Origin of the sequence: Mycolicibacterium llatzerense, assembly GCF_000878195.1 — a bacterium.
Classification (GTDB): Bacteria; Actinomycetota; Actinomycetes; order Mycobacteriales; family Mycobacteriaceae; genus Mycobacterium; species Mycobacterium llatzerense.
Window position 1 is genome coordinate 118,930 of sequence record NZ_JXST01000009.1, and the last position, 18,269, is coordinate 137,198.

At 64.5% G+C, this 18,269-nt stretch carries 18 protein-coding genes; 5 read left to right on the forward strand and 13 right to left on the reverse strand.

Annotated features, from left to right (window positions below):
• Positions 1–51 precede the first annotated feature (51 nt).
• Positions 52–1,521 carry a flavin-containing monooxygenase gene (locus TL10_RS08620; protein ID WP_043985312.1) on the forward strand — a complete coding sequence of 490 codons (1,470 nt, stop codon included), beginning with the start codon at positions 52–54 and terminating at the stop codon, positions 1,519–1,521.
• Positions 1,522–1,531: 10 nt separating this feature from the next.
• On the opposite strand, the gene TL10_RS08625 is transcribed toward TL10_RS08620, so the two are convergent.
• The 5 genes from TL10_RS08625 to TL10_RS08645 form a co-directional block, all read right to left on the reverse strand.
• A complete protein-coding gene (locus tag TL10_RS08625) occupies positions 1,532–1,870 on the reverse strand; it encodes an MmcQ/YjbR family DNA-binding protein (RefSeq protein WP_043400193.1) in 339 nt (112 codons plus the stop codon).
• A gap of 82 nt (positions 1,871–1,952) precedes the next feature.
• A complete protein-coding gene (locus tag TL10_RS08630; RefSeq protein WP_043400190.1) occupies positions 1,953–2,864 on the reverse strand; it encodes a LysR family transcriptional regulator in 912 nt (303 codons plus the stop codon).
• An 11-nt stretch (positions 2,865–2,875) separates the two neighbouring features.
• On the reverse strand, positions 2,876–5,260 hold the full coding sequence (locus TL10_RS08635) for a CaiB/BaiF CoA-transferase family protein (protein WP_043985313.1): 2,385 nt from the start codon (positions 5,258–5,260) through the stop codon (positions 2,876–2,878).
• Between the two features lie 5 nt (positions 5,261–5,265).
• Positions 5,266–6,459, reverse strand: coding sequence for an acyl-CoA dehydrogenase family protein (locus tag TL10_RS08640; protein WP_043985314.1), 1,194 nt, complete (start codon positions 6,457–6,459; stop codon positions 5,266–5,268).
• 1 nt (position 6,460) lies between these two features.
• Positions 6,461–7,564, reverse strand: coding sequence for an acyl-CoA dehydrogenase family protein (locus TL10_RS08645; protein WP_043985352.1), 1,104 nt, complete (start codon positions 7,562–7,564; stop codon positions 6,461–6,463).
• Positions 7,565–7,757: 193 nt separating this feature from the next.
• On the opposite strand from TL10_RS08645, the gene TL10_RS08650 reads away from it, so the two are divergent.
• A complete protein-coding gene (locus TL10_RS08650) occupies positions 7,758–9,230 on the forward strand; it encodes an acetyl-CoA acetyltransferase (protein WP_043985315.1) in 1,473 nt (490 codons plus the stop codon).
• 140 nt (positions 9,231–9,370) lie between these two features.
• The gene (locus tag TL10_RS08655; RefSeq protein WP_043985316.1) at positions 9,371–9,553 is read left to right on the forward strand and encodes a hypothetical protein; all 183 of its coding nucleotides are present in this window, start codon (positions 9,371–9,373) and stop codon (positions 9,551–9,553) included.
• A gap of 106 nt (positions 9,554–9,659) precedes the next feature.
• On the opposite strand, the gene TL10_RS08660 is transcribed toward TL10_RS08655, so the two are convergent.
• Together TL10_RS08660 and TL10_RS08665 are read right to left on the reverse strand one after the other, a co-directional pair.
• Positions 9,660–10,775 (reverse strand): Rv3169 family protein, encoded by a 1,116-nt coding sequence (locus TL10_RS08660; RefSeq protein ID WP_043985317.1) that lies wholly within the window; start codon positions 10,773–10,775, stop codon positions 9,660–9,662.
• A complete protein-coding gene (locus TL10_RS08665) occupies positions 10,776–11,933 on the reverse strand; it encodes a phosphotransferase family protein (RefSeq protein WP_043985318.1) in 1,158 nt (385 codons plus the stop codon).
• Positions 11,934–11,977: 44 nt separating this feature from the next.
• On the opposite strand from TL10_RS08665, the gene TL10_RS08670 reads away from it, so the two are divergent.
• A complete protein-coding gene (locus tag TL10_RS08670) occupies positions 11,978–12,586 on the forward strand; it encodes a TetR/AcrR family transcriptional regulator (protein WP_043400168.1) in 609 nt (202 codons plus the stop codon).
• A gap of 146 nt (positions 12,587–12,732) precedes the next feature.
• On the opposite strand, the gene TL10_RS29515 is transcribed toward TL10_RS08670, so the two are convergent.
• From TL10_RS29515 to TL10_RS08685, 5 genes are all read right to left on the reverse strand, one after another.
• Positions 12,733–13,134 carry a hypothetical protein gene (locus TL10_RS29515; RefSeq protein ID WP_052506349.1) on the reverse strand — a complete coding sequence of 134 codons (402 nt, stop codon included), beginning with the start codon at positions 13,132–13,134 and terminating at the stop codon, positions 12,733–12,735.
• A gap of 218 nt (positions 13,135–13,352) precedes the next feature.
• On the reverse strand, positions 13,353–13,745 hold the full coding sequence (locus TL10_RS32165; RefSeq protein ID WP_452297557.1) for an Rv0361 family membrane protein: 393 nt from the start codon (positions 13,743–13,745) through the stop codon (positions 13,353–13,355).
• 156 nt (positions 13,746–13,901) lie between these two features.
• The gene (locus tag TL10_RS30915; RefSeq protein WP_131630705.1) at positions 13,902–14,246 is read right to left on the reverse strand and encodes a hypothetical protein; all 345 of its coding nucleotides are present in this window, start codon (positions 14,244–14,246) and stop codon (positions 13,902–13,904) included.
• A gap of 20 nt (positions 14,247–14,266) precedes the next feature.
• The gene (locus tag TL10_RS08680; RefSeq protein WP_131630706.1) at positions 14,267–15,979 is read right to left on the reverse strand and encodes a hypothetical protein; all 1,713 of its coding nucleotides are present in this window, start codon (positions 15,977–15,979) and stop codon (positions 14,267–14,269) included.
• A gap of 292 nt (positions 15,980–16,271) precedes the next feature.
• On the reverse strand, positions 16,272–17,246 hold the full coding sequence (locus TL10_RS08685) for a hypothetical protein (protein WP_052506350.1): 975 nt from the start codon (positions 17,244–17,246) through the stop codon (positions 16,272–16,274).
• 49 nt (positions 17,247–17,295) lie between these two features.
• Between TL10_RS08685 and TL10_RS30920 the strand changes: the two genes are divergently transcribed.
• Positions 17,296–17,475: a hypothetical protein gene (locus TL10_RS30920; protein WP_131630707.1), complete on the forward strand. Its 180-nt coding sequence runs from the start codon at positions 17,296–17,298 to the stop codon at positions 17,473–17,475.
• A gap of 10 nt (positions 17,476–17,485) precedes the next feature.
• Here TL10_RS30920 and TL10_RS08690 read toward each other — a convergent pair whose 3' ends face one another.
• Positions 17,486–18,226, reverse strand: a complete 741-nt coding sequence (locus TL10_RS08690; RefSeq protein WP_043985320.1) for an MspA family porin — start codon at positions 18,224–18,226, stop codon at positions 17,486–17,488.
• Positions 18,227–18,269 lie beyond the last annotated feature (43 nt).

The following is an 18,269-nucleotide window of genomic DNA, read 5'->3' on the forward strand; positions in this document are numbered from 1 at the left end:
GTGATGTCCTAAGGTGAAACCGGCGGTACCGGATTTGATCAAGGGAGATTCATGACGGGCAGCGACGGCGAGTTCCTCGATGTGTTGATCATCGGCGCCGGTATCTCCGGCATCGGTGCCGCGTACCGGCTGCACCAACGCAACCCGCAGCTGAAGTACGCGATCCTCGAGCGGCGGACGCGCATCGGCGGCACCTGGGATCTGTTCCGCTATCCAGGAATTCGTTCGGACAGCGACATCTTCACGCTGAGCTTCCCGTATCAGCCGTGGACCAGACCGGAGAACATCGCCGACGGCGACCACATCCGCGAGTACCTGACCACCGCGGCGCACACCCATGGCATCGACCGTCACATCACCTTCAACACCCATGTCCAGTCGGCCAATTGGGATTCGGAGACCGACACCTGGACGGTGCAGACCGTGCAAGACGGTGAAGCCAGGTCCTACCGTGCCCGATTCCTGTTCTGCGGCACCGGTTATTACAACTACGACCAGGGGTACACCCCTGATTTCCCCGGCATCGACAGCTTCACCGGCGAGGTCGTCCACCCGCAGTTCTGGCCGGAGTCACTGGATTACGCCGGCAAGAAGGTGGTGGTGATCGGCAGCGGCGCAACTGCCGTCAGCCTGGTACCCGCGATGGCGAAGACCGCCGCCAAGGTGACGATGCTGCAGCGGTCGCCCACCTACCTGATGTCGCAGTGGCAGATCGACCCGATGGTCAACTTCATCCGGAAGCTGTTGCCGGGCAAGCTCGCCCACCGCATCGTGTGGTTCCGCAATGTGCTCATCGGGGTGCTCAGCTACAACCTGCTCCGCAAGTTCCCAAAGGGCGGGCGACGGCTCATCCGCAGCCGCGCCATGGCCGCCCTGCCGGACGGTTACCCCGTAGACGTGCACTTCAACCCGAAGTACGACCCATGGGATCAACGCCTCTGCGCCGTGCTCGACCGGGATATCTTCACGGCTATCAGCGAGGGTCGTGCAGAGGTCATCACCGACCACATCGATCACGTCGATGCGACCGGCATCGTGCTGAAATCCGGTGCGCGCGTTGATGCCGACATCATCGTGACGGCGACGGGGCTGGAGTTGCAGGCCCTCGGCGGCATCTCCCTGGCAGTCGACGGTGACCCGATCACTCCGTCCGACCGGTTCGTCTACAAGGAGTTCCTGCTCGAGGACGTACCCAACATGGCCTGGTGCCTGGGCTACACGAATGCGTCATGGACCCTGCGTGCCGATATGACGGCGCGAGCATTCGCAAAGCTGGTGGAGTACATGGACACTCACGGCTACACCCACGCGTACCCGCATCTGGGCGCGGCACCGATGGCCGAGAAGAAGACCTTCGACCTCGACGCCGGCTACATCAACCGCAACCCCCACGCGCTGCCCAAGTCGGGTACCCATCGGCCGTGGCACGTGCGGCACAACTACGTGCTCGACGTCATCGACCACCGCTTCGACCGCATCGAAGAGTCCATGGTCTTCGGCCGGGTGAGGCAGCGGGTCTGACCTGTCCTGATCAGGATTCCCCGGGCTCGGTGAGTCTGCCCGGGGCGGCCAGCCGCCAGGAGTCGAGGAGAATGTCGGTCAATTCCTGGACATCATCGAGGGCATCGAGCCGAACCCGAACCCAGGACGACGCCGCCTCGTGCCGCGGCACCCAGAATTTGTGTGGTTCTGCGGCGATCAACTCTTCGCGGTCAAATCTGGGGCAGCGCACCGCGAAAGAGGTCTCATCGTCGGGCACGGTGACGAACATCTTGCGCGCCACGTCGAACGTCGGATGACCCCAACGCTCCTTCTCGGTGGTCTCGGGGAGGGACAGCGCGATGCGGCGCACATCGTCGGCGTCGAGCACGGTATCGAACCTTCCGGGGCCACCTTGGTGAAATCTGATCGTCGAGGCAGCCTACCGCCGTGCGGTGACAGGTACTCAGGGGCTACGAGAGCACAGCGGCGAGCTGTTCCACGATCGCCTCGATCTCGGCCCGGTTGCTCAACCGGTCCGGTGCCCACGCAAGTGCGATTTTGGCCGGCGCCCAAGTACTTTCGTCGATCGGGATCAGCTTGAACTCGGGCGGCGAGAAGATTCGGCCGAGCGTCGAGGCCGGCGCGTAGCTGACCAGCGCGACGAGATACCTGTTGAACACGTGACTGGCCATCTCGAGTTCGCCGCCCAACTGGCTGACGGCCCGCACGATACGCGTGACGCCCCGCGCGTTGAGGCCCCGCGTCATCTGCGCCAGCACGACGGGATTGGGCCGCGCGAAGTCGATCACCACGTCGCGGTCCCGCAGGTCCTCGATCGCGATGATGTCATTTGCGGCCAACGGATCGTCGAACCGCACCGCGGCCGCGCCCGGATAGGTGGCCACCACCCGGTGCCGGATGCGTTTGTCAGCGGACGGCAGGTGGATCAGGCCCAGCTCGAGATGCCCGGAAACCAGTTTGGCGATGACCTCGGCCGCTGACCCGGGCACGCTGAACTCGGTGGGCATCGCCAGGCCGGCCACCGCCCGCTCGAACCTGGCCGTGAAGTCCGACGGTGCATAAGCGGTCGCCCCGATACGAATCGGGTTGCTGGCCTGTGTGATTCGAGACGCGGTGGACTTCAGCTCCTCGACCCGCCGCAGGATGTCGCGTGCCGGTTCCAGCAGCTGTGCCCCCAACGGCGTCAGACGGACTTCGTGGTACGTCCGCTCGAACAGCTCGCCGCCCAATTCCCGCTCCAGCAGTTTGATCTGCTTACTGAGCGGAGGAGGGGTGATCATCAACCGGTCGGCGGCGCGTTTGAAGTGCAGCTCTTCTGCGACAGCGACGAAGTAGCGAAGCCGGGTGAAATCGATTTCCATGCGGGTGTCGGTTACCGTCCCGAATGTGCCGCTGCCGCAGGTACTTCGAGAACGCCCCGCGCGATCAGTTCTTCGATCTTGTCGTCGTCCAAGCCGAGGAGTTCGGCTGCGACCTCGCGGGTCTGCTCCCCGAGCAGGGGCGCCTGCCCCAGCAGGGGATCGGGGATGAGGTCAGCGTGGATTTGCACGTTCTCCATCATGAACGGTGCGGCCCCGTGCGGATGCAGTTCCTCGCGGAACGCCCGGCGCTCCACGTAGTAGTCCCAGGTGGGGACCTCCACGGCGTGCAGGACAGCCCCCGCCGGGACGCCTGCTGCCTGCAGTCGCGCCATCGCGTCCGCCGGTGTGCGCCGGGACGTCCACGCACTGAGTGCCTCATCGAGCCGCGCGCGCTGGCGGTGCCGCCCGGCCGGGGAACGGAGCTCTACGTCGGCGCCGAGGTCGGGCCGGTCGATCACCGCGCACAACGCCGACCAGTCGGCGTTGTCGCGGACCGTCACCGCGATCCAGGTGTCGTCGCCGGCGCCGGGAAATACGCCCCAGGGTGCGTCGTGAGCCGGCTGGTCGTCGGGAGCATGACCGCGGTTCGTGAGCACCTCGGCGGCGATGTCGTCGGCCAGGTGACTGAGCATCACCTCCGCTTGCGCGATGCTCGCCGATCCACCGCGACCGCTGCGTTCGCGGCGCAGCAACAGCGCGACCGCACTCAACGCGCCGATCCGCGCGGCCACGTGGTCGGGGTACACCGTGACGGTGTCGCAGAAGGCATCAGGGTCATCCGGGTATGTCCACAACTTGGTGAAGCCCGCCGCGGCGCGAACCAACGGTCCGTAGCCGAGTCGTTTCGCCCACGGTCCGGTGGGTCCGTACGCCGAGCTGTCGACGACCACGATGCCCGGATTGATCTGCTGCAGCGCGGCGAAGTCCATGCCGAGTGCAGCTGCCACACCGGGTTTGAAGTTGCTCAGGACGACGTCCGACTGCGCTACGAGCTGATGGGCCAGTGCCCGGCCTCCGTCGGACCGGAGATCGATGCCGATCGACCGCTTGTTCCGGTGGCCGGCCGCATAGGCCTGCGTCATGCGAGTGAGGCTGATGCGCAGCCCGTCTGGGAAGGCGGAGTTCTCGATCTTGACGACGTCGGCACCGAGGTCGGCGAACAAACGGCCGGTGTCGCTGCCGACCACGATGACGCCGAGGTCCAATACGCGCAGACCCTCCAGCGGGAGTCCGAGACCGGCGCGGTCGCGCGCGGTGAGCATGGGGGCGTCGCGGAGCCGCTGGTGTTGCGATGTGTCGAAGTTGAGGCTGCTGGCCCGGTACCCGTCGACCTCGACGACGCCGACCGGCACCGGTGCCGTCAGGCCGGGGGAGAGCTCCGCCTCGCGGAAGAATCCGCGTGCGGCAACCTGTTCCGTGGACAGCGCCTCGGCCAAGCTCAGCACCGCGGCCGTCGGCACACCGTGCCGTTGTCCCGCGAGCTCGAGATCCGCGCGCGTCTTGTCCGAACAGAATTGCTCGATGGCCCCGAACAACGTCGCGGACGCGAAGCGCTCGCGGAGGCTGTTGAACTTCGGGTCGGCGAACTCCTCCGGGCGCCCCATCCACTCGAACATGCCCTGCCACTGGCGTTTTGCCAACACACACATGCGGACGTGGCCGTCCTTGCATTTGATGATCGGATAGCGCTGCTGCTCGGCGACCCAGTCCCGCTGCTGTTCGCTGATGGGCACGCCCGCCGCCGCGCTGCCTGCCGTCCCGAACGGCGGATCGAGGGTCTGCATCGCCCCCTCCAGCACGGAGAAATCGATGAGATCGCCTGTGCCCGTGCGCAACCGATCCAGAAACACACACAGTGTGAAGAAGGCGGCCTGAGCTGCGGCGACGTGATAGGGCAGGTCCGCACTCGGTGGCACCAGCGGTGCCTGGCCCGGAATGCCCGACCGGGACAGCTCACTGGTCAACGCATGCAGCACCGGTGTGGTGGCTTGCCAGTTGCCATAGCGCGTATCGCGGCCGAAGTCACTGATGGACAGGATGACCAGCGACGGATGGTCAGCGTGAATCTGCTTGACCGCCAAGGACTCTTCGGCTGCAGACCCAGGAGGCGTGTTCTCGATGAGGATGTCAGCGGCGGCCAACATCGTCACCCATGACCGCTGGCCGGCCGGTGTCGACGTATCGATCTCGACCGTGGGGACGCCGTGGCGGTTGATGGCGGTACCGATCGGCACTCCGTCGATGTTCGGTCCGACAGTGTCGTCTGCGGTCACTCCGGCCAGGTTGACCGCGGTGACGTGGGCACCGAGGTCGGCCAGTAACCGGCCGACGGCGGTGATGGGTCCCGCCGTCAGATCGAGAATCTCGACCCCGGCCAGGGGCGGGTCGTAGGCCATGGTCGTCAACTGCGTCGCGCCTGGCGGAATGGGATGTCGCGATCGGTCTCGGGTTCCTTCGCCAGGCCCAATACGCGTTCGCCGATGATGGTGCGCTGAATCTGGTCGGTGCCACCGCCGATCGAGGTGAAGAACGCGTTGAGCGACAGAAAGTTCACGTCATCGGCCTCGGGGTTGTCGGGACCTGCCAACAGCGATTCGGTCCCGATGATGTCGGTCTTCAACGCGGCCTCGGAGTGCAGGATTCGCGACATCGCGAGCTTGCCGAGGGACATGATCGAACTCGATGTGCCCTGGCTGGTGGCCGCCTTGGCGCGAAGATTGTTGAGCCGGTTGAGTTCCCGCAGCGCCAGCACATTCGCCAGCTTCTCCCGCAGCGCGGCGTCGTCGAGGCGTCCGTGCTCGCGAGCCAGCTCGACGAGGCTGTCGGCTTTCGACTTGTTGCGTGACCCGCGTCCGCCGTCACCCATGATGGACCGTTCGTAGGCGAGTGCGGTCTGCAATACTCGCCAGCCATTGCCCTCTCCGCCAATGAGATTCGCGTTGGGCACACTGGCGTCAGAGATGAACACCTCGTTGAAGTGCGCTTCGCCGGTGATCTGCACCAGCGGCCGTACCTCGATGCCCGGTTGGCGCATCGGGATGATGAAGTAGCTCATGCCCTTGTGCTTGGGCACATCCCAGTCGGTGCGTGCGATCAACAGGCCGTACTCCGACGTCGCCGCACCAGAGGTCCACACCTTCTGGCCGTTGACCACCCAGCGGTCGCCGTCGCGCACCGCCGTGGTGCTCACCCCGGCCAGATCAGATCCGGCGCCGGGCTCGCTGTAGAGCAGGCAGGTGCGGGCCGCTCCGGTCAGAAAGTCGCGCAGCAGTTCGTGTTTCAGTTCGTCGGAACCGAACGCGAACAGCGTGTTGGCCGGGATGTTGTGCTTGTCCTGGCAGGCGCCGGGGGCCTTGACGGCGCGGAACTCCTGCTGGATCACCGCCGCGAGTTTGCTCGGGTACCCACGGCCGAACCAATCGGCCGGATAGGTGGGAACGGCGTACCCGGCACCGAGAACCTTTTCGCGCCAGGCGATTTCCTCGGGTGAGCTGATCCAGGGATCGTCCGATGGCGGCAACGTGGTCCAGTTCTCGGCGAGCCAGCCGCGCACCTCGGTGCGTAGGTCGTCCGGGTTCGACGCGGTGGTGCTCATGTCAGGCCCCCTTCGATGCCAGGTAGCGCTCACGGTGATCACGCGAGTTGCCGAACAGTTGACGGCCGGTGCGAGCTCGGCGCAGGAACAGATGGGCGGGGTGCTCCCAGGTGAAGCCGATACCGCCGTGCATCTGGATCGCCTGCATGGCCGTGGTGTGATAGGCCTCCGCGCAAGCGAATCCGGCCAGGGCGACCGGGCCATCCGCGCCGACCGGGTCGGCGTCGAATTGTGCTGCGGCGTGCTGCGCGGCTGAGGTGGCGGATTCGACTTCCAGCAACAGATCGGCCGCCATGTGCTTGATCGCCTGGAAGCTGCCGATGGGCCGCCCGAATTGGATTCGGGTCTTGAGGTATTCGACGGTGATGTCGAACAGTCGGCGGGCGCCACCGACCTGTTCGCCGGCCAGGGCAATGACCGTGAGTGACAACGCGTGCTCGACGGCAGCCCAGCCGCTGGTGCCGATGCGGCGGGCCGGGGTCTGATTGAAGGTGTACGTCGACAGCCGGACGGTGGGATCGAAAACTGTTGCGGCGGTGCGGTCGAAGCCGGGTGCATCCGGGGCGACTTCGAATATCGCGATGCCGTGATCGGTCTTCGCCGCGACGATGATGACATCGGCGATCTGGCCGTCCAGTACGTAGTGTGCGTCGCCCGTCAGCCGGTAGTCCGTGTCGCGCTGAACTGCCTGAACCGCAACACCGTCCGGTGCCCACGTGCCACGGGCCCCGGTAGCTGCGACGGTTCCGATCGAGGCTCCCGCTGCCAGAGCCGGGAGCAACCGGGCCTTGTCATCGTCAGCGCCGGCGGCCTGAATCAATGCCGTGGTGAAAACCGCGCTGGACAGGAACGGGGCGGGCAACAAGGCCGCACCGGTGACCTCGGCGACCGCCTCCAACTCCTGCGCCCCCAACCCGACGCCGCCGTATTCGGGGTCGACGATCAGACCTGCCACGCCCTGCGCGGCCAGCTTGTTCCAGAGGTCGCGATCGAAGCCGTCGTCGGTGCCCATGACCCGGCGCACGTCGGCTTCGGTGCAATGCTCACCGAGCAGGTCTTTCACGGCTGCGGCGAGTTCGGCGCGTTCGGCCACGCTCATCGTCATGTGGTCACCCTTCTGCATGTCAGGTCTATGCAACGTGGACGCCGCCGCCCTGTAAATCGCATTGTGCGACACCTGCACGTTTCCATCGGGGACATCTGCGGCACTCGAAGGCGATTGCATGTCCCGAACGCTCATGTGCGGGTTTCCGTGCTCGTCGTTTACAGCGCAGGTCCGATGCCGCCAAGGTGGACGTATGCCTCTTGATCCCAGGACCCCGGTGCTCGTCGGCTACGGCCAGGTCAACCAGTACGACGAGAACCCGGGTAGCGAGCCGGTGGACTTGATGGAGGCCGCGGCGCGGGAGGCCGCTGATGCCCGTGTTCTCGAGGCGGTCGACGCCGTGCGGATCGTCAACCTGCTGTCGGTGCGCTATCGCGATCCCGGTCTGCTGCTGGCTCAGCGGATCGGCGCACCCGATGCGGTGACGCGGTACACCCCGGTCGGCGGCAACGTGCCGCAGTCGTTGGTGAACCAGGCCTGCCTGGACATTCAGCAGGGCCGCAATGAGGTGGTGTTGATCGCAGGCGGTGAGACCTGGCGTACCCGGACGCGGTTGAAGGCGCGCGGTGAACGGCTGGCCGGAACCGAGCAGTCCAACTCGGTGCCGCTGGCACCCTCCGATCCCGAGTTCACCATGGCCGGTCCCGCCGAACTCCGGATCGGTCTGGTGGCGCCGTCGCACGTGTACCCGATGTTCGAGCAGGCATTGCGGATCGCCGTGGGGGAGGCACAGGAAGAGCACCGCCGTCGGATGGGCGAGCTGTGGTCGCGGTTCAGCCAAGTGGCGGAAGGCAATCCGCACGCCTGGAGCCGGGAAGCAGTATCCGCAGAACAGATTTGGCAGCCCGGTCCGGACAACCGGATGATCAGCTGGCCGTACACCAAGCTGATGAACTCCAACAACATGGTCGACCAGGGCGCCGCGCTGCTCCTGACGTCAGTGGGCAAGGCCGAGGCACTAGGGATCCCGAAAGAGCGGTGGGTTTTTCCGTACGCGGGCACCGATGCGCACGACACCTATCTGATCGGGGAGCGGGCGAGTTTCTCGGGGTCGCCGGCGATCCGGATCGCGGGCCGCCGGGTACTGGAGCTGACCGGGCTCGGAATCGACGACATCGACGCGGTGGACGTGTACTCGTGCTTCCCGTCTGCGGTGCAGGTGGCGGCACGTGAATTGGGCCTTGGCCTGGATGACCCGCAGCGGCCGCTGACGGTCACCGGAGGCTTGACGTTCGCCGGTGGCCCGTGGAACAACTACGTCTCGCATTCGATCGCAACCATGGCCGAACGGTTGGCCGCCAATCCCGGCCAGGTGGGCCTGATCACCGCCAACGGCGGATACCTCACCAAACACAGCTTCGGCGTCTACAGCACGCAGCCACCGACACATGAATTCCGTTGGGAAGAAGTGCAATCCGAAGTCGACGCAGAGCCGACTGTCATAGCCGAGGCCGACTGGTCGGGCACCGGGTCCGTCGAGACGTGGACGACGCCGGTGACCCGTGACGGTGCTCCCGAGAAGGTGTTCGTCGCCGTCCGTACGCCCAGCGGCGGCCGGGCATTGGCGGTGATCACCGATTCGTCGCAAGCCGAGGCCAGCACCCGCGAAGACCTTGCCGGCGCCACCGTCACCGTCAAACCGGACGGCACCGCCGGGCTCGAGTAAGCCCACAGCGAACACCGGCTTGCCGCAGGGAATAGATCGACGACCTCAGTCGCTGAATCTGAGCACTAATGCCGACGTTGCCCGTCGCCGAGGAAGTGCGATCTCAAAAGCATTGTCGGAGTTCGTGAAGGGATACCGCGATGGCGACCAACTCCGCTTCTGTTGGCTTCCACCCCGCCGCGGCCGCGATGCACTGGTGGTCGGACAGGACCGCCGCGTTCGTGACCCGGATGCATCTGGCGGCGAAAGTGCGGCAGCCGGAGACGTTCCGCCACAAGGCATTCGAACAGGCCGCGACCGAACGCGAAATGTGGCGTCTCTGAGTCGTTTCGGCTGACGGTGAGATGGGCCGCGCAGCGCCAGTAGACAGAAATATCCCCGACACAACGGCGTGTCAGGGACATTTCTGTCTGCTCGCGAGCGAGCAAGTTAGGGGGCCACGGTCAGCCAGTCCGCGAAGCCCGACGGATCGTGCCGGCCGAGCGCACCGTGCTCGAACAGGCCCCAGCCTTCGGCCGGAGGCTTGGTGCCTTCATGGCATACGGCACGACCGACGTGGTCGATGACGCCGAAGCCGGAGCGGGCGATGATGCCGGGGTCGGTCATGTTGTAACTGAGTCGCTCGGTGAACTTCTCGCCCTTCCACGTGCCGTGCAGCCAGTCGGCGTCGCCGCCGTAGCCGCCGCCCACATGAATAGGCACCGGCAGCTTGGATTCCACGTCGAAGCGGATCGGCGAACCGTCCAGCGCCGTCGCCTCGATGGTGGCACCGGTGGGGATGCGGGTGCCTGAGACGTAGTGGATCTTCGCGCGCGGCCAGCCCAGCTGCTCGACCCGGCCGTCCTTCCAGACGCGGGTGCAGTCGTTGAGCGACCGGAAGCCGTCAGGGGCTTCCTGGATGATCATGACGAGCGAGAACTCTTCGAACGCGATCGGCACGTACAGCCACCACATGCCCTCGAATGGCGGGTCGGCCGGGCGGCCGGCGGGCTCGGCCTCGCCGACGGGGCGGATGCCCCAGGACCGGTCGCGCGAACCGATCCACGTGTCCGGGCTGACCTTGATCTCCTGACCGTCGATGACGAGAGAGCCGCTCCAGGAACCCAATTGCGCGAAGCGCTGTGCATTCAGCGACACCCGGTTGCCCTGCCGCATGATGTGCGGCTGCTCCTGCACAACGTCGAACAGGCCGTTCCATGTCAGATCGGCGGCGATGCCCTCAGTCTCGTCGAGCACGATGCGCACCTTGTGCAGCGGCTCGGTGACCTCGATGCGGTAGCCCACGACGTGCTGGTTCAGCCGGTCCTGGTCGATGGCGTCGGACAGGTGGACGGCGGTCTGGGTATCGCCGCGGCGCACCAGGAAGTAGGCGTCCTTCACCCCCAGGTTGGGGTAGTAGCCCATGCCCGTGATGACGAAGATGTCGCCGGTGCGGTCGTGGGCGTTGAAGTAGCAGCGGTCGTAGAAGTTCCGGTCGCTGGATCCGGGCCAGGCGATCGGCTGCGGGACCTGGTGAATCGGATATTCGTCCATGGGGCCGAGCATTTAGGCGGTTCCTTCCAGGAGCTTCTCCAGCAGTGACTTGTGGTAGAAGAGGGACTCGAGATCGTCGGGCTGTTCCATCTCGCCGAAGTGGACGCGACGGTGGCCGGTGCGCATGAACACACAGCACCACACGACGGCGGAGTAGATGTAGAACCAGTGCAGGTCGCCGACCTCGACGCCGGTGAATTTCTTGTAGGTCGCGCGCACGTCCTCTTCACGCAGCACGTCCGGCAGGCCCGGCAGCCCGGCCAGGCCGCACAGCTCCTGGAACACCTTGTGCGCGAAGATGATCCACGAGACGTCGAACTCGCGGGGACCGACCGTGGCCATCTCCCAGTCCAGTACCGCGGAAGGACGGAAGTCCTGGTACATCACGTTGCCGATGCGCGAATCACCCCACACCAGAACCGATTCCGATGCCGCGACGTCATCGGGGAAGTTCTCCTCCAGCCAGACGAGGGCGCGCTCGACCAGTGGGGAGCGGCCGAGGCCCGCGGCCGCGTACTCATACCAGTCCTTGAGCCAGCCGAAGTGGCGGCGCAGCGCGGTGTCGCCTGGGGGGTCGATCTCTTGGAGGAAGCTGAAGGTCTTGTCGGCGTCGGGAATGGAGTGCAGTTTGGCGATGGCCTCGACGGTGCTGTCCTGCAGGGTGCGCTGCTGCTCTTCGGTGGCGTCGGCGAACCAGTTACCGCCGAAGGTGTAGGGCATCACGTCCGGCGGGACCACGCCGTCGACGCAGTCCATCAGGAAGAACGGCGAGCCGAGTACCTCGCCGGTGTTCTCCAGCCAGCGGACCCGGGGGACCGGGACGTCGGTCAGTTCGCCGGCCAGGCGCATGACATCAAACTGGTGGTCGAGGCGGTAGGAGGAGAAGACGGGAACGTCCTCGGTCGTCGGCGCGACCCGGACGACCCACTTCTGCTCCACCGGCGTGCCGCCCTCGGTCCACCGACCGGTGATAATGATTGTCTCGGAAGACATTCCGTTGGAATCGACGCCGCTCTCCACGGTGATGTCGGGCTTGATGCCGCCTTCCATCACGGTGGACAGCCACTGTGACAGGATGTCCGGAACTGTTGTCACGTCACGGCTGGAGCGCTGAATATGGTCGACGTTCGTTTCGACCGTGACGGAGCTGTCCGCCGGTTGGTTCGGCACTGAACCTTCCTTCCCGAGATAATTACGATACGATGCGTAGCGTTATGAAATCAGACCTGCAAGCGGTTGACAAGCCCTCTGGCGCCGGTCGGCCTCGCGACCGACGGATCGATGCCGCGGTGTTGACTGCTGCCGCCGAGCTGCTGCCCGAAGTCGGCTACGCCAACCTGACAATGGCGGCCATCGCCGAACGTGCCGGTACGACGAAGACGGCGCTGTACCGCCGCTGGTCGAGCAAAGCCGAGTTGGTGCACGAGGCGGCGTTCCCCACCGCGCCGAGCGCGCTGACCACCCCGGAAGGGGACATCGTCGGCGATATCCGCGGCATGATCGCCGCCGCCCGTGATGTGTTCACCAGCCCCGCGGTGCGGGCGGCGCTACCCGGGCTGATGGCGGACATGGGCGCTGACGAGGAACTCAACGCACGGGTCGTCGCGCGCTTCCACGGACTGTTCGATGTGGTGCGGGTCCGGTTGGAGCACGGCATCGAGCGCGGCGAGGTGCAGGCCGACGTCCAGCCTGAACGGCTCATCGAAATCATCGGTGGCGCAACGATGTTGCGGATGTTGTTGCATCCGGAGAGCGAGCTCGACGAGCTCTGGGTCGACGAGACAGCGGCCATCGTGACGCACGGGGTGATCAGCGGAGTGTGACATACAGGCGAGCCCCCGCTTCGGGTCCAGTCTTCCGCTGCGGAGTTCATTCTGACCGGGAAAGTGTTTGGCCCTTCCTGTGGATCCGGTAGTCCATGGGCTACGCGAACCGTCGCCACTGCACAGGAGAAGCTGGGATCACTTCGTCAGGAGGGAATTTGGTGTGCAACTGCCTCGCGCATGTCGGCTACCGGCTTCGGGGTAGCGCCGGCCGATAGTTCTTTGGCTTCTTCCCCGGTCAGGCGGGCGTCTCCGTAGATCGGAATGACGGAGTAGATGTTCTCGTTGCCGCGATACATCGCAGAGAGCGCGTAGGTTGTGCCCGCTTCGAGTGGCGTGTCACCTTTCACGATGTAGGTCGTGTTCTTGACGGGGTCGTGGCCGCCTTCCTGCTCGACCACGACCTCACTTGCCGGTGAGCCCTTCAGTGCCAGCTGGACTTTCACCTTGAACCGGGTGTTCGTATGCCCGTATCGGACAAAAGTGCCGGCCTGCTCGGATACCGTGCCGATAAAGACCGCGTCGGCGAGTCCGGCGAGCCGCCGCAAATCCTTGAGGTCAGACGCATAGTGAGGAACAACCTCGCGGATTGTCGGAGAATCCGCGGGGGCCGTCGAAGATGGTGACGGTTGAGACGTCGGACCGGGTGTGGATTTCGGGTCCGCTTCGGCGGATTCACTGCTGCACGACACAAGGGCAAAGACACATAACCCACTGGCCAGTAGGCAACGCGCAGTACTCCATCCAGGGGCTGACGACGAAGTCGTCATGGGTGCTCTGCCGGCATGAAGGAGCAGATTTTCCATCCGGAATCAACTTTCTGTAATTCAATCTCGTATCCGCGTGTCAATTCAGCTGCCTGCGGCAGGCTGCTGGTGTATCTCACCGTGACCGGCACACTTGCGTGGCCTCCATCTACGCGAGGTGTGGCAACGTTCGTCAAAGTGGTTCGGAGAACCATCAACCAGGCAGCGCTCCGACCATTCAGCAGAGCTGTGTCAGAAACGGATAGGTCTGCGAGCATTCTCCCGCACGCCAACTTCCGAGCAGCGACGAAATCGGATTTGTTGATCACAGCGCTGAAATTCTCAACTGCTCGCGTTATCGCTTCAGTCGGTGCTGGTTGCGCCGAGCAGCAGGTCATAAGCAGGCCTGTCATCAATATCGCGGCCAGCTCGGCATCTCGGCGCACTTTTACTGACGGTGTCTGGTTGCGCGTTATGGCCCTACCTCCATCGTTCGCAGCAGGCCGGTCATTAGTGCATGAAATGACGCATCGGATCGATGTCGATACCTCTCCGGAGAAACCGATGGATTACAGCCGCTGAACATCCGTGACGGCAATATCAGGAAAGACGTCGATAGTTACACGCCCATCGGTGCCCAATTCGCCCTTGAAATCGACGGCTAGGTACGACCTCCCGTCCTTTGACCAGACTGTGAGTCTGTCCGCGCGATCTCTTGAGAGAGAAAGAAGACTTCTCTCTCCTTCGCGCCATTCAACGCAAACAAAGCCGGTCTGATCGTACGAGACACGCAGGGTCTCTATTCCCGTGGACAGCTCGACAGTTCTCTCCCAGTAATCAAGATCCCACGAAATAACAGGGGTTACACCGAGATTGTCCAGGATCTCGGCATCATCGGGATATTCGAACGACACTACCGCGCACCTCCCATCGTTTACATGCCATAGGGTATAACACTTGTTAATCTCAGGCCGTCGCTTGTGACTTCCCAGAAGGATTCCAGTTTCAGCACACCCGCCGGGCCGATCAACAAGGAGTCTTTAGTCAAAGTGGTGACGCCGTTCCTGACCTCCTCTCTTGCGACGTTTTCTGTCGCCTTGGCGGCAGCTTCGAGGCTTTGTTGTACCAATGTTCTGCCCTGCGCATTGTCGAATACACCCACCGCATTGAGTTTTCTGAGCATCGATATCGATCTGGCCGTGTTCGTCGGAGAAGATGTAACTTTGCCAAATATGTAGTCGAGCTTCCCGGGTGCGATAATAGAGTTTAGAACTTCGACCGCAGACTTTGCGTCGCGGACGGCTGACGCAATGCGTTTAACAAACTTTAGAAGGGCACCAACCCCGACTGTCGCGGCAATTTCGACGATGTTCGCAGTGACGCGCTCCATCGCTTCCTTGTATTGCCCGGATTGCCACTTATCGAGACCGATCAGCTGGTTCAATGCCCCGAGTCCCAGGTTCTTCCATGCGTCGCCCAGACCTATGCTGCCCTCAGGTCCGAGCCCGAACAACGGGCCGAGTGCCTGGCGTAAGGCCGATTGCGATTCGCCATTGCCGGTGCTCGCTTTCGTCAGTTCCGCGATCAGATTGCCGATATCGGTTAAGTCGCCCCAGATGTCTTTTCCGACTCCGCTGAAGAAGTCGCCGGTGGAGCGGGCGACTCCGGAGCCGATGCAACTGCCGTCAGCATTGGTTCCGAAAGGGCACCAGAATTCTTGTAGGGCTTCTCGTAACTTCTGTGCGGCGCATTGTTGCGTCGCGCCGTGGTTGCTGATTTGTTGCAGGAGTTGAATATCGAGGGCTTGCGGTCCACTGGGTAGCGCTCCCGAGGGCGCCATGAGCTGGCCGGGAACGCTGTCGTCGAGGCCTAGCGCGTGGCCGAGCTCGTGGCCGAGAACTGATTGGATGCCGCCAGGCCCGGCCGCCCCCATGCGGGCCAGGTTGATGATGATCTCGCTGGGTGAGGAGTCGTCGCCGCTGGTGTACGCACCGCCCCAAGGTGTGAGTGGATCGTCGATCGTTGAGATATTCAGCGTCACGCCCGGCATACCCGAGTCATCCCCGGACTGGACACTGTTTGAGCGCCGATCGTCGGAATCGCTGTCCTGCTCGGACTTCGTCCTGTTGGAGTTACCGCTTGCGGGGACGAGCTGGATACCCCCGAGGTCGTTCCACTGCTGAGCTGCGGCTGAGACTTGATCGGCGATCTGCGTAGGCGCGGTGTAGGTAGCCTTGCCGTCAACGACCGACGACAACCCCGAAATACCTTGGCAGTCGCGATCTTTTTGCTGCTGGGCCTCCCGATTAGGGCTTGAGGTCTGCGTCGGTGACGACTGCTGGCTCTGTGACGGCTGCTGGCTGGGTGTCGCGCTGTGGCTCGGCTGCTGCGTCGGTGTCGCTTGTTGGCTCTCGTGCGGTTGTTGTTGACCCTGCTGCTGCGGCTGTGCCGAAGGTTGCTGGGAAATGGGGTGGTCGTAGTCCGGCGGTTGGGTTCCGTTGACCGGCTGCTCCGATTGTGGGTAGTTGCCGGCCTGGCTGCCACCGCCCTGGTTTTGCGGGGCATTGGAGTTGTAGATGGAGATGCCGTTGCCTTGGTCAGGCGCAGGGTATGCGCCGCTGTTGTAAGGCCCTGGGGCGCTGGGCATATCTGGCGGCTGCAAGGGGAAAGGCGGCCCACCGGAGCCTCCGCCAGGCCCGCCGGTGGGTCCGGTAGGCGCGGGTTGGGCGGTGGCCCCGGGCAGCGCAGTCAGCGGTGATCCGTGCTGATCGTGTGCGGTGACTACGGCGGCCAGTAGCACAGCAAGGATCGCGACGACCGCGAGTGCGCGTCGGTAGCGGTTAACGCTCCGCCTCGATCGCGGCTTCATCGGTGTCATGGCCGGATTCCCATCTAGCTCAGTAACTCTGCGGACGGATCCCTGCGATCTGGGCATCGGATCATTCGGGTCCACCAGCCATGTTGGCTTTGGCCCAGGCGACTTCGTCTGAAGCGGTGCGGATGCACGCGTCGTAGTCGTCGCCGGTCTGGCCGAAGACGGTGACGCACTGGATCGACATGTGAGCCAACAGGCGGTCGTTGCAGGAGTCGACGCTGGTGCGCGCGGGAGTGCTTGCGAGGCAGAGCTGTTGGGTTTGGCAGGCGGCTACGAAGTTCGCCGACCGCCCGTCGCTGCTGCCGTAAGTGTCGGGTCCGCCCTGGCAGTGACCAGAGTGGCGCTGAGCATAGGTGACGGGGTCAATGCCGTCGGGGCGGTGGGCGCCGGACGGGTCGGTCACATACCCGGCGGGGTTCGGCGGGACGACCGCGCCAGCAGGTGTTCCGGCGGGCATGCCGGCCCAGTTCGGGGCCGGTGCCCCGGTAGTCGCCGCGTCGGAGGCCCGGTACGAGACGGTGATCGTGACCGGGAACGCGAAAATGCTCGTCGGGCCGAGGTCGACGGTGAGGTTGGATTGACCGGGTGGGAAACCGGGTCCCAGCGTGGGCGTGACGCCGACGAGCGCTTGGTTGGCGTCGGCGGCGGCCGGGATGCTGAAGGTGCCGATCACTCGGGCCGGATTGCCCGGTGCGGCATCGGTTTCCACCAACACTACGTTGTTGCCTTGCCGCAGATGTGTCGCTGCGGGCATCTTCACACCGAACGGGATCGTCGATGCGGAGAACACTGTTTTGCGGGTCACGGTGATGTCGACGCCGCCGCCGGAGTATGGGATCACCTGGTAGTCAACGTCATTGGAGCCGTAGATGGCGCCGCCGCCAGGTAGCCAGGCCGCCGGGCCCAGCGTCACTTCGCCGGGTAGGTGGATGGCGAGCTGGCGGTTCGGGTGTGCGGTAGGTGCAAAGATGCCGTCTTTGGCCCACATGGGCACTGTGGTCGCGCCGCGTTCGACTTGAGCTGTCAGCGGTCGTTCCATGCCGGCAGTTTCCCCTTGTGGAGTGGTAGAGGAAACACGCGCGCCGCCAATGGGATTCACTCGTGTGGGGTCCTCGGGCATGGGCCGCGGCGCCGGCACCGGGATCGGGGGCGGTGCCGGCGCCGCGGAGTCGGCAGCGGCGATCCGCAGCGGACCGCCGAGTGCGGCGAGCATCAATGCCGTCGCGATCAAGCTCGCCATCGAACGGCCGATCGATGCCTTCGGGTAATTCATTGGACTCACAGGTCTTTCGGTTCGCCGTAGAGGGTTTGGGTGTCGTTGCCGTTGTCGGTGCGAACCCGAATGGTGGTGTAGGACTGGATTTTCACCTGGCCGCCGCAGCCGTCGGCTTCGATGTTCTGCTCGCGCAGGTTCGACACCGCATGCATGGTGCGCAGGCTGATCCGGTCCATCGGAACTTGCGCCAGCCCACCAGGTTTGAGCAGGACACGGATGTAGCCACCGAGGTGTTCCTGCACACCGAGGGTGGCTCCGGCCGAGGCGCCGGCGAAGCCGCCTCCACCACCGCCCCCGCCCCCGGCACCGCCTTGGCCCTGCCCGTAGCCGCCGCCGTAGACCTGGCCGTTGATCTGCTGATAAGGGGTGATGCCGATATCGGCGCCGACCTCGACACCGGGGGAGGAGTCGGTGCGGCACCCCACGAAATACCCGGATTCGAGTTGGGCGTCCTGAATCACCGCGCCCCCGGTTCCGGTGATGCGCGCCTCCGAGCGCAGCGTCACTCGCGCTTGCCAGGAATTGGATGCCCCGGCCAGGTTGTCGATGTGATTGATCACCTCGTTGGTGGTGTTCACGTCCACCACCCAGCCGTCATCGGTGACGAACTGCGTCCACCGATCCGGCATCGGCTGCGGATCAGCGACCGACACCGCCACCGGAGATGCCCACGCAGCGACAGATACAGCGAACACCAATGCCGCTGCGCCGAGACGCAGCGATGACCACCCAAAACCGACCATGTATGAATCCCCCTGTGAAGACCGGCTCCAAGCCCCCCGGCTC

What these genes read in the sequence shown, in the direction of transcription:
- TL10_RS08660 (WP_043985317.1), bottom strand. Translation starts at nt 10,775, where the DNA reads ATGCTCGGCCCCATGGACGAATATCCGATTCACCAGGTCCCGCAGCCG.
- TL10_RS08655 (WP_043985316.1), top strand. Translation starts at nt 9,371, where the DNA reads ATGGCGACCAACTCCGCTTCTGTTGGCTTCCACCCCGCCGCGGCCGCG.
- TL10_RS08690 (WP_043985320.1), bottom strand. Translation starts at nt 18,226, where the DNA reads ATGGTCGGTTTTGGGTGGTCATCGCTGCGTCTCGGCGCAGCGGCATTG.
- TL10_RS08620 (WP_043985312.1), top strand. Translation starts at nt 52, where the DNA reads ATGACGGGCAGCGACGGCGAGTTCCTCGATGTGTTGATCATCGGCGCC.
- TL10_RS08680 (WP_131630706.1), bottom strand. Translation starts at nt 15,979, where the DNA reads ATGCCCAGCGCCCCAGGGCCTTACAACAGCGGCGCATACCCTGCGCCT.
- TL10_RS08685 (WP_052506350.1), bottom strand. Translation starts at nt 17,246, where the DNA reads ATGGAACGACCGCTGACAGCTCAAGTCGAACGCGGCGCGACCACAGTG.
- TL10_RS08645 (WP_043985352.1), bottom strand. Translation starts at nt 7,564, where the DNA reads ATGACGATGAGCGTGGCCGAACGCGCCGAACTCGCCGCAGCCGTGAAA.
- TL10_RS08670 (WP_043400168.1), top strand. Translation starts at nt 11,978, where the DNA reads ATGAAATCAGACCTGCAAGCGGTTGACAAGCCCTCTGGCGCCGGTCGG.
- TL10_RS08630 (WP_043400190.1), bottom strand. Translation starts at nt 2,864, where the DNA reads ATGGAAATCGATTTCACCCGGCTTCGCTACTTCGTCGCTGTCGCAGAA.
- TL10_RS32165 (WP_452297557.1), bottom strand. Translation starts at nt 13,745, where the DNA reads ATGACAGGCCTGCTTATGACCTGCTGCTCGGCGCAACCAGCACCGACT.
- TL10_RS30920 (WP_131630707.1), top strand. Translation starts at nt 17,296, where the DNA reads ATGGGATTCACTCGTGTGGGGTCCTCGGGCATGGGCCGCGGCGCCGGC.
- TL10_RS08650 (WP_043985315.1), top strand. Translation starts at nt 7,758, where the DNA reads ATGCCTCTTGATCCCAGGACCCCGGTGCTCGTCGGCTACGGCCAGGTC.
- TL10_RS08640 (WP_043985314.1), bottom strand. Translation starts at nt 6,459, where the DNA reads ATGAGCACCACCGCGTCGAACCCGGACGACCTACGCACCGAGGTGCGC.
- TL10_RS08635 (WP_043985313.1), bottom strand. Translation starts at nt 5,260, where the DNA reads ATGGCCTACGACCCGCCCCTGGCCGGGGTCGAGATTCTCGATCTGACG.